14 protein-coding genes are annotated in these 15,541 nt (G+C 49.7%); 11 read left to right on the plus strand and 3 right to left on the minus strand.

From position 1 onward, the window contains the following. Positions 1-19: 19 nt before the first annotated feature. Positions 20-1,498, minus strand: coding sequence for a peptide MFS transporter (locus K3G25_RS19350; RefSeq protein ID WP_012116786.1), 1,479 nt, complete (start codon positions 1,496-1,498; stop codon positions 20-22). A gap of 278 nt (positions 1,499-1,776) precedes the next feature. Between K3G25_RS19350 and K3G25_RS19355 the strand changes: the two genes are divergently transcribed. Further along, entirely contained in the window at positions 1,777-3,522 is a 1,746-nt protein-coding gene (locus tag K3G25_RS19355; RefSeq protein WP_232489475.1) for a right-handed parallel beta-helix repeat-containing protein, read from the plus strand. Positions 3,523-3,614: 92 nt separating this feature from the next. On the opposite strand, the gene K3G25_RS19360 is transcribed toward K3G25_RS19355, so the two are convergent. After that, positions 3,615-3,836: a YczF family membrane protein gene (locus K3G25_RS19360; RefSeq protein WP_014720711.1), complete on the minus strand. Its 222-nt coding sequence runs from the start codon at positions 3,834-3,836 to the stop codon at positions 3,615-3,617. A 121-nt stretch (positions 3,837-3,957) separates the two neighbouring features. Here K3G25_RS19360 and gerKA point away from each other — a divergent pair, with 121 nt between their 5' ends. From gerKA to K3G25_RS19410, 10 genes are all read left to right on the plus strand, one after another. Beyond that, on the plus strand, positions 3,958-5,598 hold the full coding sequence (gene gerKA, locus K3G25_RS19365) for a spore germination protein GerKA (RefSeq protein ID WP_088056329.1): 1,641 nt from the start codon (positions 3,958-3,960) through the stop codon (positions 5,596-5,598). After that, a complete protein-coding gene (locus K3G25_RS19370; protein WP_021495126.1) occupies positions 5,585-6,811 on the plus strand; it encodes a Ger(x)C family spore germination protein in 1,227 nt (408 codons plus the stop codon). The genes gerKA and K3G25_RS19370 overlap by 14 nt, the downstream gene beginning before the upstream one ends. A gap of 24 nt (positions 6,812-6,835) precedes the next feature. Continuing rightward, complete coding sequence (locus K3G25_RS19375) at positions 6,836-7,954, plus strand: endospore germination permease GerKB (protein ID WP_053285474.1); 1,119 nt, start codon at positions 6,836-6,838, stop codon at positions 7,952-7,954. A gap of 168 nt (positions 7,955-8,122) precedes the next feature. Continuing rightward, positions 8,123-9,448, plus strand: coding sequence for an LLM class flavin-dependent oxidoreductase (locus K3G25_RS19380; protein WP_095273126.1), 1,326 nt, complete (start codon positions 8,123-8,125; stop codon positions 9,446-9,448). A 13-nt stretch (positions 9,449-9,461) separates the two neighbouring features. Further along, positions 9,462-9,953, plus strand: a complete 492-nt coding sequence (locus tag K3G25_RS19385) for a GNAT family N-acetyltransferase (RefSeq protein WP_014416893.1) — start codon at positions 9,462-9,464, stop codon at positions 9,951-9,953. 28 nt (positions 9,954-9,981) lie between these two features. After that, positions 9,982-10,773, plus strand: coding sequence for an amino acid ABC transporter substrate-binding protein (locus K3G25_RS19390; RefSeq protein ID WP_014416894.1), 792 nt, complete (start codon positions 9,982-9,984; stop codon positions 10,771-10,773). A gap of 22 nt (positions 10,774-10,795) precedes the next feature. Beyond that, positions 10,796-11,470: an amino acid ABC transporter permease gene (locus K3G25_RS19395; protein WP_007410261.1), complete on the plus strand. Its 675-nt coding sequence runs from the start codon at positions 10,796-10,798 to the stop codon at positions 11,468-11,470. Between the two features lie 13 nt (positions 11,471-11,483). Continuing rightward, complete coding sequence (locus tag K3G25_RS19400) at positions 11,484-12,233, plus strand: amino acid ABC transporter ATP-binding protein (RefSeq protein WP_014416896.1); 750 nt, start codon at positions 11,484-11,486, stop codon at positions 12,231-12,233. 17 nt (positions 12,234-12,250) lie between these two features. Next, positions 12,251-13,402: a M20 peptidase aminoacylase family protein gene (locus K3G25_RS19405; protein ID WP_022552583.1), complete on the plus strand. Its 1,152-nt coding sequence runs from the start codon at positions 12,251-12,253 to the stop codon at positions 13,400-13,402. Further along, the gene (locus K3G25_RS19410; RefSeq protein ID WP_167409270.1) at positions 13,399-14,745 is read left to right on the plus strand and encodes an MmgE/PrpD family protein; all 1,347 of its coding nucleotides are present in this window, start codon (positions 13,399-13,401) and stop codon (positions 14,743-14,745) included. The genes K3G25_RS19405 and K3G25_RS19410 overlap by 4 nt, the downstream gene beginning before the upstream one ends. 103 nt (positions 14,746-14,848) lie before the next feature. Here the strand turns inward: K3G25_RS19410 and K3G25_RS19415 are convergent, their stop codons facing one another. Further along, positions 14,849-15,532, minus strand: coding sequence for an ABC transporter ATP-binding protein (locus K3G25_RS19415; RefSeq protein ID WP_022552585.1), 684 nt, complete (start codon positions 15,530-15,532; stop codon positions 14,849-14,851). Positions 15,533-15,541: the final 9 nt, after the last annotated feature.

Raw genomic sequence — 15,541 nt, forward strand, 5'->3', positions numbered from 1 at the left:
GATTCCGCAGGCTTTTCTTTTATTGTACGCCTTTCATCGCCCGTTTAATGACGGGAGACAGAAGAATCAAAATAATACCGAGAATGATCGAAACAAGACCGATTGAGCCGAAGTAGGCCGCTTCAGAAATCTTATCAAACAAACCGACTACTTTTGCGTTCAGGGCTTGACCGCAGGCGTTTGTTAAAAACCACATGCTCATCGTCTGCGCTGAGAAAGCGGCAGGCGCAAGTTTTGTTGTGACGGATAAACCGACCGGTGAAAGGCAAAGCTCACCAAGCACAACCAAAAGGAAGCTGAGCACAAGCCAAAGCGGGCTCACAAGCTCGCCGCTTCCGCCCATAACCGGAAGCACCATGACTAAAAATGATAATCCGGCAAGGATAATGCCGATCGCGAATTTAATCGGTGTTGAAGGCTGGCGTTTGCCGAGCTTCATCCAGATCCAGGCGAACACCGGCGCGAAAATAACGATGAATAATGGGTTCAGAGACTGGAACCATGAAGACTCAAGATGCATGCCCGCAAAGGAAAGTCTCGTGCGCTGATCCGCATATAAAGCAAGAATCGTCGCGCCCTGCTCCTGAATCGCCCAGAACATTGCCGCTGCAACAAACAGCGGAACATAAGCCGCAAGCCGTGATTTTTCCGTTTTCGTCGCTTTTTTGCTTGTGAACATCACGATAAAGTAAATAACCGGAATGACAATGCCGAGGATACTGACGGTGTCAATCACACGCTGGATCGTCAGCCAGCCGGTTTGGATCAGAACGATGATAACGGCTGCTGCGATGACCACTCCGATTCCCGTGCCGATCACTGATGATTTAGAAATCGGATTCGGTACATTGGAGCCTGCTTTGCCGAGGTATTTCTTTCTCGTAAGAGCGAAAACAATCAGTCCGAGGAACATACCGGCCGCGGCGCATCCGAAGCCTAAGTGGTAGTTGTACTTCTGTCCGAGTGTTCCGACAATTAGCGGCGCAAGCAATCCGCCGAGGTTGATGCCCATGTAAAAGATGCTGAAACCTGAGTCGCGGCGCTCGTCTTCCTTCGTATATAAATCTCCGACAACGCTGGATACGTTTGGTTTAAGCAGGCCGGTTCCGATAATGATCAGAGCCATGCTGGTAAAAAACGCCGCCGTGCTGCCAGGGAAGGCAAGAGCGATGTGCCCGAACATAATTAAAATTCCGCCGTAAAATACGGTGTTTGCCGTGCCGAATACCCGGTCGGCCAGCCATCCGCCGATGACGCTCGACATGTATACGAGAGACCCGTATATGGACATGATGGCAACTGCGGTCGTTTTATCAAAGCCGAGACCGCCATGAGCGACTTCCGTGTATAAATAGTAAAGCAATATGGCTCTCATACCATAGTAGGAGAAACGCTCCCAAAATTCGGTGAAAAACAGTGTGAACAAGCCGCGGGGATGACCGAAAAAGCCTCGTTGCGGCACAGTTTCTGTTATAGAGTCCTTATCAATAGATGCCACCTGAGCCAACCCTTTCTTAAAAAAGTGTATTACAAAAATCATATTCTTATATAATACTTGTGTCAATATAATTTATACTGAATTCAAAAAATTCCAGAATGAAAAGATATTAAAACGTTGAATATAGACGAATTTTCCTAATTCCAATGACTTATTTTGTTATATTATCTGACTAAACTATCTTTATAAACTTTTTTAATAAAATTTAAAGTATGTACAGGCGGAGCGGGATATGGCGGAATAAGATGACAATAAGAGAGGAAGGAGGAGATTATCACTTGCCGAATCGTATATTGGATATAACGGATTGCGGTGTGGCGGCAGACGGAAAAACCGACGTGACGGGCGTCATCAACCAATGCTTGGCCAGAGCCGTAAGCGAAGGCTGTCATACGGTGTTTTTTCCGCCCGGAACGTATAAAATCAACGGCACGCTTGGCGGGGACAGCAGCCAGCCGTTTCGGAACGCCGGGATTAACGTGCCGAGCCATCTCACCATCGTTTTAGATCCGGAATGCACGATTAAAGTGGCGCCGAACAGCTCCTGGGGCTATTCGGCTTTCTATATAGGCAGGCGTGAAAATGTCACCATCACCGGCGGCCGGATCATCGGGGAACGGGATGAACACACGTATACCAATGTCCCTTTGCGGTCGACCCATGAATGGGGGTTTGGAATCTGTATTGAAGGCAGCAGCAATGTGCTGATCGAAAATGTGAAGATTTCCGATTTTACGGGAGACGGCATAATTGTCAGCCCGCTCGGGTTAAAAACAAACAGTGATTACGAAACTTCAGAACAGGTGACCATCCGCCGCTGTGAGATCAGGCAATCGAGGCGGAACAACATTTCAATCACCGGCTGCAATACCGTTACGGTGGAAGAATGCGTGATTGAAGACGCCGGGCAAGGGAACGGAACGGCTCCGAAATTCGGAATCGATATTGAATCGTACGGAGAAGGCGATATTGATTATGAAGAAGCTCTTCACATTACGGTCCGCAACAACTTCTTTTCCGGAAACGCCGCAAGCTCAGTCACCAACTTTAACGGATATAATGTGTTAATTGAAGGAAATCATTCCGATAACACAATCAGCTACGGGTATGGGGCACATACCGTCATTTCGGGGAATGTCTTCTTTCGGTCAGACGGCGGCTCAAGGACCGCAGTCGCCGGACAAGGTGTGTCACAAGGACAGGACAGCAGCAATGCCGTCATTTCCAACAATCTGATTACCGGTTTTTCCACCGGAATAGATGTAAGGGGAAAAAGCGTCCTCGTCACCCATAACAAAATCAATCAATTTGAAAATACGGGCATTTCCGTCTATCAGGCAGAAGATGTGACCGTTGACGGCAATGTCATTGAAAACGGACGTTCCGAAACGAGACGAAGCACGGGGATGCGGGCGACGCTGTCGGAAAACGCCGTCTTTATGAATAACACTCTGAATCAGGTAACGGACGGAATCAGTATGTCGGCCGGCAATATCACCGTAAAACAAAATGTGCTGAAATCGTTCAGCCGGGGCATATGGGTTACAGGCGGAAATGCCGTTATTGAAGGAAATACGCTGATTCCGAATGCGTATCAGGGCGCTGCGGAGTCCTATGCCGTATCTGTGACAAATGACGCCAGGGCTGTCATCAAGGGAAATCTCTTCAAAAGCTACAAAAACTATCCCATTTTCAGTTCAACATCCTCGGGAACCTCTGTCATCAGCAACCGCTTTGAATCATCACCGCTTATCGTTACCGTGTATCTGAACTCAGGCACGCATGAAGTCATAGACAATACGCTTACGATCAACCGAACGGCGGGCAGCCCGATCGGCATCTATCTGAACGGAGCCTCCAATTCCCTCGTGTCGGGCAATACCATCAACAACCTTTCCGCCGCTTCTGCTTCCGCCATCCAAACCAATTCCTCCGTAAGTACTAAAATCATCGGCAACCGCATTATCAAAGGCGTCATTGTGAAACACACGACAGATACGGAAAGCGGAAATATCCTCATCTGAAAACAATCTGCGCCGGAAACATAAAAAGAACACATGAACTCCGAAAGAAGGAGGGATGTGTTCTTTTTTGACACAATACAGCCGTGCGCCTGTCAGGCATCTTTTTTACCTGATTTATATAAAACGATCATTTCTCTGATTAAAAAGAGGGCGAATAAAAACAGCATCAGCCATTCTGAGAAGGTGGTCAATTTAAAAGCGGACAGGTTGTTTTGGACCGCTCCATAGAAACTGAAACCTTGCAGCATATCCATCGTCACTGAAATGATCAGACAGGCAGCAAGCAAAAAAAATGAAACCCCCAATATTTTCATGCGCATCACTCTCCCTTTTTATCCTTTTCGATTACGCAGAACTTATACAGACTTTCCGCCGTGCATAATCTTTTGCCGTACAGGAAGAATATGAAAAAAACGAGGAAAGGTTTTTTGCGATATGCCGCCATTTTTTAAGCAGAAGAAACAAAAAAAAGCCGATCAAAACGACCGTGACAATGAAGGCAGAAAAGAAGCGGACAGCCAGCCGGACAAAGAGCGGGATGAGCCGATCTCCCTCAGCTTAAAGCAAAATATGAAGAAACTGTCTGAGAGGTTCGGCAACAGTGCCGATGTCGTCATCCGCCGGCTGAAAATCGGAAAAGAAGAGCTTCCGGCCGCAATTGTGTATATCGCCGGTTTGGTAGACGAACAGCTTGTCAGCCAATCCCTTCTGGAGGATTTAATCGACATCCCGTCCGTTCAGCCGGAACAAGCGGTCTGCCTGATATACGATAAAACGCTTGCGATCGGCGGGGTGAAAGAGGAAGAAAAATGGAAAAGTCTTTATGCCGGGCTGGTGGCGGGCAGCACGCTCATTTTTGTCGACGGGGCTGACAAGGCGCTGATCGCCAGCACGGAAGGGGGAGAGCACCGGTCCATTCAAGAGCCGAGCACCCAGGTCTCTTTCCGCGGCCCGCGGCAGGGATTCACTGAATCTCTGCAAACCAATATTTCCATGATCCGCAGGTATGTAAAAACGCCTGATGTATGGGTTGAAAAAATGGAGATCGGACACGAAACGAATACGGATGTCGCGCTGATGTATATTAACGGAATTTGCGATAAAAAGCTGATTAAGGAAGTCCGCAAGCGGCTGAAGCACATTGACATCGACAGCATTCTGGAATCCGGCTACATTGAACAGCTCATTGAAGACGCGCCGTTTTCTGTGTTTCCCACCGTATATCATACAGAGCGGCCGGACGTTGTGGCGGGGAATCTGCTGGAAGGACGATTTGCGATTGTCGTGGACGGAACGCCGTTCGTTCTTCTCGCGCCGGCATTATTTATTCAATTTTTTCAATCCGTTGAGGATTATTATTCACGATTTGATATCGCCACTAGCATCAGGGTGCTGCGGGTTTTGATCTTCTTCATTTCACTGGTGGCGCCGGGGATTTATGTGGCGGCGACGACCTTTCACCAGGAAATGATTCCGACCCAGCTGCTGATTGTCATCGCGGCCCAGCGGGAGACCGTGCCGTTCCCGGCCGTGATTGAAGCGCTGACGATGGAAGTGGCCTTTGAGATTCTCAGGGAGGCGGGTGTCCGGCTTCCGAGAGTTGTCGGCTCCGCTGTTTCCATCGTCGGAGCGCTTGTCATCGGCCAGGCCGCCGTGCAGGCCGGCATCGTCTCCCCGGCCATGGTTATCGTCGTCGCGCTGACGGCGATTGCCAGCTTTGCGACCCCGGCTTTTGACATGGCGATATCTGCGCGGCTGATCCGGTTTCTCTTTATTCTGTCGGCGGCGGTTATGGGATTTTACGGGCTGATTCTGGGCATTATCATGATGTTTGTCCATCTGTGCGGCCTGCGTTCATTCGGATTTCCGTATATGTCCCCGCTCGCTCCTTTAACCCCGGGCGGGCTGAAAGATTCCCTCCTCCGCGCTCCGTTATGGGCGGATGAAAAAAGGCCGGGACTGCTCGTGCAGGAAAACAACAGGCGCCAAGGGGAACATCAAAGACCGAAACCGGAGACATCCAGAGGAATGGTTAATAAAGATCTAGAAGAGGGCGACGGTAATGAAAAGACGTAAATGGATGCTTATCCTTTGTACGATGGTTTCCCTTATGTTTGTATCCGGATGCTGGGATAAAAGGGAGCTGACCGATTTGGCGGTGATCTCCGCCATCGGTATTGACCGGACCGAAACGGGAAAATATGTCCTTCATTTTCAAATTATCAATCCGGGAAATGTGGCCGGCGGTCTGCAGGGCGGCGGAGCGGGAGACCGGCCTCCGGTTTCCGTCTATTCGGTGTCCGGAGACAATATGACGGAAGCTTTGAGAAAAGGCTCGATGAAAGTGTCCAGAAGGCTCTATTTTGCGCATACGAATCTCGTGGTGTTCAGTGAAAAACTGGCGAAAGAGGAAGGGCTCAGTTTTATTCTGGACAATCTTGACCGCGACACCGAATTCAGGACGACTGCAACCGTTGTGATCGCGCATAATTGCAAGGCTGAAGACATTATTAAAGTGCTGACGCCGATTGATAAAATCCCTTCCAATAAAGTGAACAAGACGCTCAGCTTCACGCAGGAACAATACGGCAGAGTCATTAAAACCAGCCTTCAGGACGTTCTGATTGATCTCGCTTCTCCGACCGGGTCGCCGTTTATTCCTGGTTATGAAATGCACGGAGACGATAAAGCCGGTCCTACGATGGAAAATACGCAGACGACTGAACCGAAAGCAGTGCTGTCAGCGGACGGACTGGCGGTGTTCAAAAAGGATGGGAGGCTGGATTACTGGATTGAGGATGACGACAGTGTGGGGGCTGTATGGCTGCTCAATAGGATCAAACATACGTTCATCAATGCGGATTGGAAGAACGTGAAGCATGCAATCAGTCTGCAGGTCACCCGCCAGAATACAAAGGTGACGGCCACTTTTCCGAACGGAAAACCGTATATTCACGTGCATGCTCAGGTCGAGGGGCTGGTGGACGCTGTCAGATACCCTTTCCATCTGTCTGATCCGCAAGTGCTGATGACGATGCAAAAGGCGCTCAGCGTGCAGCTTGAGAAAGATATCACCAAATCGATTGAAGATATAAAAGCCCATAAGAATGACTTCGTCGGCTTCGGAGACCTGATCTATCGGAAGCATCCGGACAAATGGAAAAAGTTCAAAGGGAAGTGGGATGAAGAATATTTCCCCAATCTCCCCGTAGATGTCAAAACGGAAGTCATTATCAGAAGAACGGGCTTGCGGAATAATCCTCTCTCAGACAAGCTTGAGCATGATTGATTTGAGGAGAAAGGAGCGAAGCGTATGGAAAATGCGAAAATCGGCACGCGTCAGCTGTTTATTATGATCATTTTGTTTGAATTGGGCAGTTCGTTATTGATCCCGCCGGGCACGATGGCCGGGCGGGATGCGTGGCTGTCCGTGCTTCTCGGGTGCGTTATCGGTCTCGGACTTTTCTACGTTTATCAGGCGCTGTATCAATTTTTTCCTGAGTCTTCTCCGAGAGATTACATGAACGAACTGATCGGCAGACATCTGAGCTGGGCTGTCTCCCTTCTTTATATTCTCTATTTTGCTTATATCGCGGCCCGCGTATTGCGGGATTTTGGCGAAATGCTTGTCACCTTCGCCTACCAGGACACGCCGCTTTTAATTGTGAATGCCATGCTGATGATCGCCGCGATATTTGCGGTCAGAAAGGGAATTGAAGTGATAGCGAGAGCCGGCGAGCTGCTGTTTGGCATTATGTATTTCCTGACAGCCGTCGGGCTGATCCTCATTATCAGCTCAGGCACGATAAACCTCAGATTTCTCCAGCCCGTTTTAGCGGAGGGTGCAGGAACGGTCATTTATTCCGTGTTTAAACAGACGATGTTCATCCCGTTCGGTGAATTAATCGTGTTTGTCATGATTTTCCCTTATTTAAAAGATCGGAAAAAGGTGAAGAAAACCGGATTTCTGGCGATTATCATCAGCGGCCTGATTTTGGCAATGTCAGTGGCGATTAATATTTGTGTGCTGGACGTCAACTTAATGCTCCGCTCTCAATTTCCGCTGCTGAGCACCATACAGACAATTAAAGTGGAAGAGTTTTTAGACCGGCTGGATGTCTTTTTCATGCTCGTGCTCGTCATCGGCGGTTTTTTCAAAGTCAGCCTTTTTACATATGCGGTTGTCGTGGGCGTGTCCACGCTGTTTAAAGAAAAAAATCCGTCCCAGCTGGTCTTCCCGGTCGGATTGGGGGTGCTGATTCTCTCCATCAGCATCGCAAGCAATTTTTCGGAACACATGAATGAAGGCTTAAACATTGTGCCGATCTATATTCATCTTCCGTTTCAAGTGCTGTTCCCCGTTTTGCTGCTTATCATTGCCGTTATTAAGAAAAAGGTCAAAGGGACCGTCTATACAGTTTCGAAGAAATAACCCGGCCGGTGCGCCGGGTTTTTTTAAATATCATGATTTTTGTCTTAATGCATTGACAAACTTGCCTGACAATTGTACATTTTGATTTATTCTTATAAAATTACTAGGAAATATAGGTTTAGTGGTGTTAATATTTTCCGAACCGTATTTCAGAATAGAAGGAGATCCATCATGACAAAGAAAAAAGAAATCAAACTCGGTGTGTTTCTCGCGGGCACCGGCCATCATGTCGCTTCTTGGAGACATCCTCAGGCACCGGCGGACGCGAGCATGAATTTGGATTATTTCAAAGAACTGGCGAAAACGGCTGAGCGGGGGAAATTGGACATGCTGTTTTTGGCGGACAGTTTATCAATAGACGGCAAATCACATCCGAATGTGCTGACGCGCTTTGAGCCGTTTACGCTGCTGTCGGCGCTCGCTCAGGTCACATCCCGCATCGGTCTGACGGCGACCGCATCTACCACATACAGCGAACCGTTCCATATCGCGAGGCAATTTGCATCACTTGATCATCTTTCCAACGGCCGCGCGGGCTGGAATGTCGTCACATCTTCGATTGAATCGACCGCGCTTAATTTCAGCGGCGAAAAGCATCTTGAGCACCATCTCAGATATCAGCGCGCGGAAGAATTCGTTGAAGTCGTCAAAGGATTATGGGATTCGTGGGAGGAAGACGCCTTTATCCGTGACAAAGAATCAGGAGCATTTTTTGATAAAGACAAAATGCATGAATTGAACCATAAAGGAACATATTTCTCCGTGAGAGGGCCGTTAAATGTCGCCCGCACACCTCAAGGGCGCCCGGTCATTATTCAGGCCGGATCATCAGGAGACGGAAAAGCGCTGGCCGCCAAAACGGCGGAGGTCATTTTCACCGCGCAAAATCATTTGGAATCCGCGCAGGATTTCTATCAATCTATTAAAGAACAAGCGGCTTCTTTCGGCCGTGATCCTGAAAAAATCGCGATCATGCCGGGAATTTTTCCCGTTATCGCCGATACCGAAGAAGAAGCAAAGGCAAAATATGAAGAGCTCCAAGACCTCATCATTCCGTCTGTCGGCCTGAACATTCTGCAAAACTATCTGGGCGGCGTCGACCTTTCCGCCTGCCCGCTTGACGGCCCGCTGCCTGAATTGGATGCGGATGCGTCGAATGCCGTTAAAAGCCGGTTCAAGCTCGTTCAGGAGATGGCCAAACGCGATAACATGACCATCCGCGAACTTTACAAATATGTGGCGGGTTCAAGAGGCCATCATATCTTTGTCGGAACGCCGGAACAGCTTGCCGATAAGATGGAAGAATGGGTCGGAAAACAAGCTTGTGACGGTTTTAACATCATGCCGCCGCTTTTGCCTGAAGGTCTCACTCTTTTTGTAGACAAAGTGATTCCGATTTTACAAGAACGGGGCGTGTTCAGAAAAGAGTATGAAGGAACGACGCTCAGAGAACATTTCGGACTGGAAAAACCGGCAAACCGATATGCCGGCTAAAGGAGGGCTCATCATGTCAAGACAATACCGGCTCGCAACGGAGGCAGACGCTTATGAGCTGCTTTCACTGACACTGCGGGCGTATGAACCGATCCGCAAGCTCGGCATCAACTTTGCCGCTGCCACGGCGGATAAGGAGCTCGTTTTGAATAACATACAAAAAAACGCCTGTTACGTTTTGGAAGAAGACGGACGGATTCTGGCGACGATTTCTCTGCGGATGCCGTGGGGGCCGAATCCCGGGCCGTATGGTGTCCCTCATATTTGGTGGTTCGCCGTCGATCCTGAAACCGGAAAAAAAGGGACGGGCTCGGACATGCTGGAGTGGCTGGAGAATACAGTGCTCCGCGATACATTAAAAGCGCCTTTCGTGTCACTGGGCACAGCGGACAAGCATCCGTGGCTGATCGGCATGTACGAGCGGAAAGGCTACGTCCGTGCAGGCGAAAAGGATTTAGGAAAAGGGCACATCACCATTTATTTAAAAAAACAATTGCAGGATTAACATTTTAATAGGAAAAGGCGGGATTTCAATGAAGAAGAAAACATGGGCTTTGCTGCTGTCTGCCGCGCTTTTGGCGGTCTTATCAGCATGCGGAAACGGAAAAGAAAGCGAAGGCGGCGATAACGTACTGCATGTAGGCGCCACGGGACAAAGCTATCCGTTCGCATATAAAGAAAACGGCAAGCTGACCGGCTTTGACGTGGATGTCATGGAAGCCGTCGCGAAAAAAATCAACATGAAACTGGACTGGAAGCTGCTTGAATTCAGCGGTCTGATGGGAGAGCTCCAGACCGGCAAACTCGACACCATCTCTAACCAAGTAGCTGTCACGGACGAACGCAAGAAAACGTATAACTTCACAGAACCGTATTCGTATGCGGGCACTCAAATCGTCGTCAAAAACGATAACAAAGACATCAAATCAGTCAACGATCTGAAAGGAAAAACAGTGGCGGCCGTTCTGGGCTCAAACCACGCGAAAAACCTTGAGAGCAAGGACCCGGATAAAAAAATCAACATTAAAACATATGAAACACAAGAAGGTACGCTGAAAGACGTGGCTTACGGACGGGTTGACGCTTATGTAAACAGCCGCAGCGTCCTGATCGCCCAGATCAAAAAGACCGGTCTGCCTCTGAAATTAGCAGGAGACCCGATTGTCTATGAAAAAGTCGCTTTCCCGTTTGCGAAAGATGCGGCTCACGATAAAATCCGTAAAAAAGTAAACAAAGCCATTGAAGACCTGCGGAAAGACGGCACGCTGAAAAAGCTGTCTGAAAAGTACTTTAACGAAGATATCACAACGGAAGCAAAGCATTAAGAAACGGCGGTGAAAATCGAGAATGAACAGCATTGATTGGGGATTTATGTTTTCAGCTTTTCCCGCGTTAATCGAAGCCTTGCCGATCACATTACTTATGGCCGTCGCGGCCATGGTATTTGCCGTGATCGGCGGCCTTATATTAGCGCTTATCACAAAAAATCGTGTTCCTGTGCTTCACCAGCTGTCAAAGGTGTATATTTCATTTTTCCGGGGCGTGCCGACGCTCGTGCAGCTTTTCTTAATTTATTACGGCCTGCCTCAGCTGTTTCCCGGAATGAGCAAGATGACGGCGTTAACTGCGGCGATTATCGGGTTAAGCCTGAAAAATGCCGCCTACTTGGCTGAAATCTTCCGCGCGGCGCTCAACTCAGTCGATGAGGGGCAGCTTGAAGCCTGTCTGTCTGTCGGAATGACAAAATCCCAGGCGTACAGACGGATCATTTTCCCGCAAGCCGTCAGAAACGCGCTTCCCGCGACGGGAAATACGTTTATCGGCCTGTTAAAAGAAACATCGCTCGCCTTTACATTAGGAGTGATGGAAATGTTCGCCCAAGGAAAAATGTACGCATCAGGCAACCTCAAATATTTTGAGACGTATTTAGCCGTCGCGGTCATGTACTGGATTCTTACGATTATTTACAGTGTGCTGCAGGATCTGCTCGAACGGGCGATCAGCAAGCCTTATCGCACATAGGAGGAGGCTCAGGATGATACAAGTCAGACATATTCGAAAAGCATTTAAAGACCTTACCGTACTTGACGGGATCGATCTTGAGATCAAAAGCGGCGAAGTCACGGCCATCATCGGCCCGTCAGGCTCGGGAAAATCAACGCTCCTCCGCTGTTTGAATCTGCTGGAGCGCCCGGATGACGGCATCATTGAAATCGGTGATGCAAAGCTGAATGCCTCGTCCTATTCGCGCAAAGACGTTCATAAGCTTCGCCAGCAGACGGCGATGGTGTTTCAGAATTACAACCTGTTCAAAAACAAAACCGCCCTGCAAAATGTGACAGAGGCGCTGATCACCGCGCAAAAGAAACCGAAAAAAGAAGCGGAACAGATCGGTATGGATCTGCTGCGGCAAGTCGGTTTAGAACACAAAGCGGACAGCTACCCGATTACGATGTCAGGCGGGCAGCAGCAGCGGATCGGGATTGCGCGCGCCTTGGCCGTTGATCCTCACGCGATTTTACTGGATGAACCGACTTCGGCCCTTGACCCTGAGCTTGTAGCCGGAGTGCTCCAAGTCATCAAATCAATTGCCGAAAAACAGACAACCATGATCATTGTCACGCATGAGATGGCTTTTGCTCGTGAAGTGGCCGACAAGGTTATTTTTATGGCAGACGGACGCATCATCGAACAGGGAACGCCGGAAGAGCTGTTTGACAATCCGCAGAACGAACGGACGAAAAAATTCATTAAGCAAGTGGGAGAGCCCGCCGAACTTGTCTAAGAAGGGAAGAAGAAGAAATGGCAAATGAAACGTATGAATCATTAAACAAACGTTTAATCAATATCCGCCGCGACCTTCATGAGCACCCTGAGCTGTCAGGCGAGGAATACGAAACGACGAATAAAATCCGCCGCTGGCTGGAGGAAGAAGGAGTCACGGTTCTTGATGTGCCGAAACTTCAAACCGGAGTGATCGCTGAAATCAAAGGAGACAAAAGCGGCCCCGTCATCGCCGTCAGAGCGGACATCGACGCATTGCCGATCGAAGAGAAAACAAACCTTCCGTTTGCTTCGCGAAACAGCGGCGTGATGCACGCCTGCGGCCATGATTTCCATACGGCATCTATCCTCGGCACGGCTTTCTTATTAAATGAGAGAAAGCATGAGCTGAAAGGAACGGTGCGGTTTATTTTTCAGCCCGCGGAAGAAATCGCCGCCGGAGCAAGACAGGTCATTGAAGCCGGCGCGCTTGACGGTGTATCGGCGATATTCGGCATGCATAACAAACCTGACCTCCCCGTCGGCACGGTCGGTCTGAAAGAAGGCCCGCTGATGGCGAGTGTCGACCGCTTTGAAATCACTGTTAAAGGAAAAGGCGGCCACGCCGGAATCCCTGACAACAGCATTGATCCGATTCAGGCGGCAGGACAGATCATCGGCGGCCTGCAATCAGTTGTCAGCAGAAATATCAGCTCGCTTCACAATGCCGTCGTCAGCATCACAAGAGTTCAGGGCGGCAGCTCTTGGAATGTCATCCCGGACCATGTTGAAATGGAAGGCACCGTCCGGACGTTTCAAAAGGAAGCGCGTGACGCTGTTCCGAAACATATGAAGCGGGTTGCCGAAGGAATCGCGGCAGGGTTCGGGGCAGAATCCGAATTCCGCTGGTATCCCTACCTTCCGTCAGTGATGAACGACGCCCGTTTCATTCAGGCGGCGGAACAAACGGCTGAAGATCTCGGGCTTCAAACCGTTCGGGCAGAACAGTCGCCCGGCGGCGAAGACTTCGCATTATATCAAGAAAAAATCCCCGGCTTCTTCGTCTGGATGGGAACAAACGGAACAGAAGAATGGCACCATCCCGCCTTCACACTCGACGAAAAAGCGCTCCCGGCAGCGGCTGAGTTTTTCGCCCGGCTGACCGTCAACGTATTGGAGCAGACGGATTGAATACGGAAAATCTGACGGCCGGGCTTGCTCAGGCCGTCATGTCGTCTGTGCCGGAAACATCCGCTGAAGCGATGAAAGAAGCGCGCAAAGGACTGCTTGATTTTACAGCGGCAGCCTTTGCGGGGAGACGGGATAAAGGAGTTGAAAAGCTGGTAAAACTGGCCGAAGAAGAAGGCGGGGTGCCGATAGCGCCGCTTATCGGCAGAAATCAAAAAACCGCGCCGTCCCAATCCGCGCTCATTAACGGCTTCATCGCACATGCGCTTGATTTTGATGATGTTCATTCTGATGTAAGAGGACATCCGAGCGCAGTCATCCTTCCGGCTTTGATTGCAGCCGCATCAGCCGGCCGTATAGACAAAAGCCGTTTTCTCGGTGCTTATGTGACGGGAATCGAAGTGATGGCGCGGCTCGGTGAGTCAGCTGGAAGGCATCATTACGAGAAAGGCTGGCACAATACAGGAACGTTAGGTGCCATTGCGGCTGCATGCGCCGTCGGATTCGCGGAGAATCTGAATCAAACCCAATTGCAGAAAGCAATCGGGTTTGCGGCTGCCCGTTCCGGAGGCATGAGAGTGCAATTCGGGACAGAAATGAAGCCGCTCCACGCCGGACTGGCCGCTCAAGCCGGATTGTTCGCCGTAAAGCTTGCAAAGGCCGGTTTCGGCGGCTCAGTTCATGCGCTCGACGGGGAGAAAGGTTTTTTCGGACTGTACGGCGATCTTGAACGGGCAGAAACCCTGCTTGTAAACGGGTGGGGAAAACCTTGGCGGATTGTGAGCCCGGGACTTTGGTTTAAGGTTTATCCGTTTTGCTCGGCGGCTCATCATGCGGCGGACGCCATTCTCAAGCTGAAGGCCGAACATGGTCTCACTTTCGGCCAAACGGAACGGATCGACGTGATTTATCCGCCGGGCGGTGACGCCGCATTGACAGAACAGCGTCCGAAAACAGGCGAAGCGGGAAGATTCAGCGTGGAATATGTGATCACCTTAGCTTTGCACGGTAAGGATTTTTCAGTTGAACATTTCACCTCCGAGCCGATTCCGGAATCCTTTCAAAAAGGATTTGAGCGGATTCACCGCAGCTGCGATGACCAAATTCAGCCGGCTGAAAACGCCGTTCCGAAGGGCCGTTTTACAATTGTACGGGTTACGGCTTCCGGCGGTCATGTCTATGAAACACGTATCGACTGTCCGAAGGGAGCGCCGGGAAACGGCCTTTCTGAAAAAGACATTGAAGACAAACTCCGGCTCGCTTTGCCGGGGGAAGAGGAAAAGGCGGAAGAATTGATCAAAGCAGCCCGACAATCAAATATGGACCGTTATTTACAGCTGATATAAATAAAAAGAGCGGGGGGATGCAGCCCTCGCTCTTTTTACGTTCACTTCTATTGAATAGGGGGATATAGGGTGCGCCCCTGTCTGCGCTGGCAGGGGCGCGGTATCAGGAAACGGCCGTGCCGTTTTCTTTTACCGTGAAACCTCCTCTTGATAAGCGGATGTTGATATCCGAAACTTTGGCAATTTGTTCGTCGTGCGTAACCATGATGACGCATTTGCCGTCTTTATGCGCCAAGTCCTGAAAGAGCCGGACGATTTCCTTTGACGTATCCTCGTCGAGATTTCCCGTCGGCTCGTCCGCGCAAATCAAATCCGTGTCACAGCAGAAAGCCCGCGCAATTGAAACGCGCTGCTGCTGTCCGCCGCTTAATGTCAGCACCCGCTGACGGGCCTGCTGTTCGGTGAAGCCGACTTTTTTCAGCATGCTGAGCGCGAACGCATCTTTGTTGTTCTCCTTAGAGCCGGTGATCTCCATCGCCGTTGTGACATTCTGGAGCGCCGTCATATACGGGATCAGATGATAAGATTGAAAGACGATAGAGACATATTGATTTCTGAATTTGGTTAATCCGATTTTGGAGATGTCTTCTCCGTTATAAAGGATGCTTCCCTCTTTAGGTGTGTCAAGGCCGCCCGCCAGAGACAGAAACGTTGTTTTTCCCGTTCCGGAGGCGCCGACAATTGTATAAAACTTCCCTTTTTCAAAGCTGATCGTTATATCCTGAAACAGCGGCTGTGATTTGTCTTGGTACCAGTAGCCGGTCTGTTGAAAGGTTAATAGGCTCATTATGCTGCC

The organism is Bacillus sp. FCW2, from assembly GCF_021228595.1.
Lineage (GTDB): Bacteria > Bacillota > Bacilli > Bacillales > Bacillaceae > Bacillus > Bacillus velezensis.

What these genes read in the sequence shown, in the direction of transcription:
- K3G25_RS19415 (WP_022552585.1), bottom strand. Translation starts at nt 15,532, where the DNA reads ATGAGCCTATTAACCTTTCAACAGACCGGCTACTGGTACCAAGACAAA.
- K3G25_RS19400 (WP_014416896.1), top strand. Translation starts at nt 11,484, where the DNA reads ATGATACAAGTCAGACATATTCGAAAAGCATTTAAAGACCTTACCGTA.
- K3G25_RS19405 (WP_022552583.1), top strand. Translation starts at nt 12,251, where the DNA reads ATGGCAAATGAAACGTATGAATCATTAAACAAACGTTTAATCAATATC.
- K3G25_RS19385 (WP_014416893.1), top strand. Translation starts at nt 9,462, where the DNA reads ATGTCAAGACAATACCGGCTCGCAACGGAGGCAGACGCTTATGAGCTG.
- K3G25_RS19375 (WP_053285474.1), top strand. Translation starts at nt 6,836, where the DNA reads ATGGAAAATGCGAAAATCGGCACGCGTCAGCTGTTTATTATGATCATT.
- K3G25_RS19390 (WP_014416894.1), top strand. Translation starts at nt 9,982, where the DNA reads ATGAAGAAGAAAACATGGGCTTTGCTGCTGTCTGCCGCGCTTTTGGCG.
- gerKA (WP_088056329.1), top strand. Translation starts at nt 3,958, where the DNA reads ATGCCGCCATTTTTTAAGCAGAAGAAACAAAAAAAAGCCGATCAAAAC.
- K3G25_RS19360 (WP_014720711.1), bottom strand. Translation starts at nt 3,836, where the DNA reads ATGAAAATATTGGGGGTTTCATTTTTTTTGCTTGCTGCCTGTCTGATC.
- K3G25_RS19370 (WP_021495126.1), top strand. Translation starts at nt 5,585, where the DNA reads ATGAAAAGACGTAAATGGATGCTTATCCTTTGTACGATGGTTTCCCTT.
- K3G25_RS19395 (WP_007410261.1), top strand. Translation starts at nt 10,796, where the DNA reads ATGAACAGCATTGATTGGGGATTTATGTTTTCAGCTTTTCCCGCGTTA.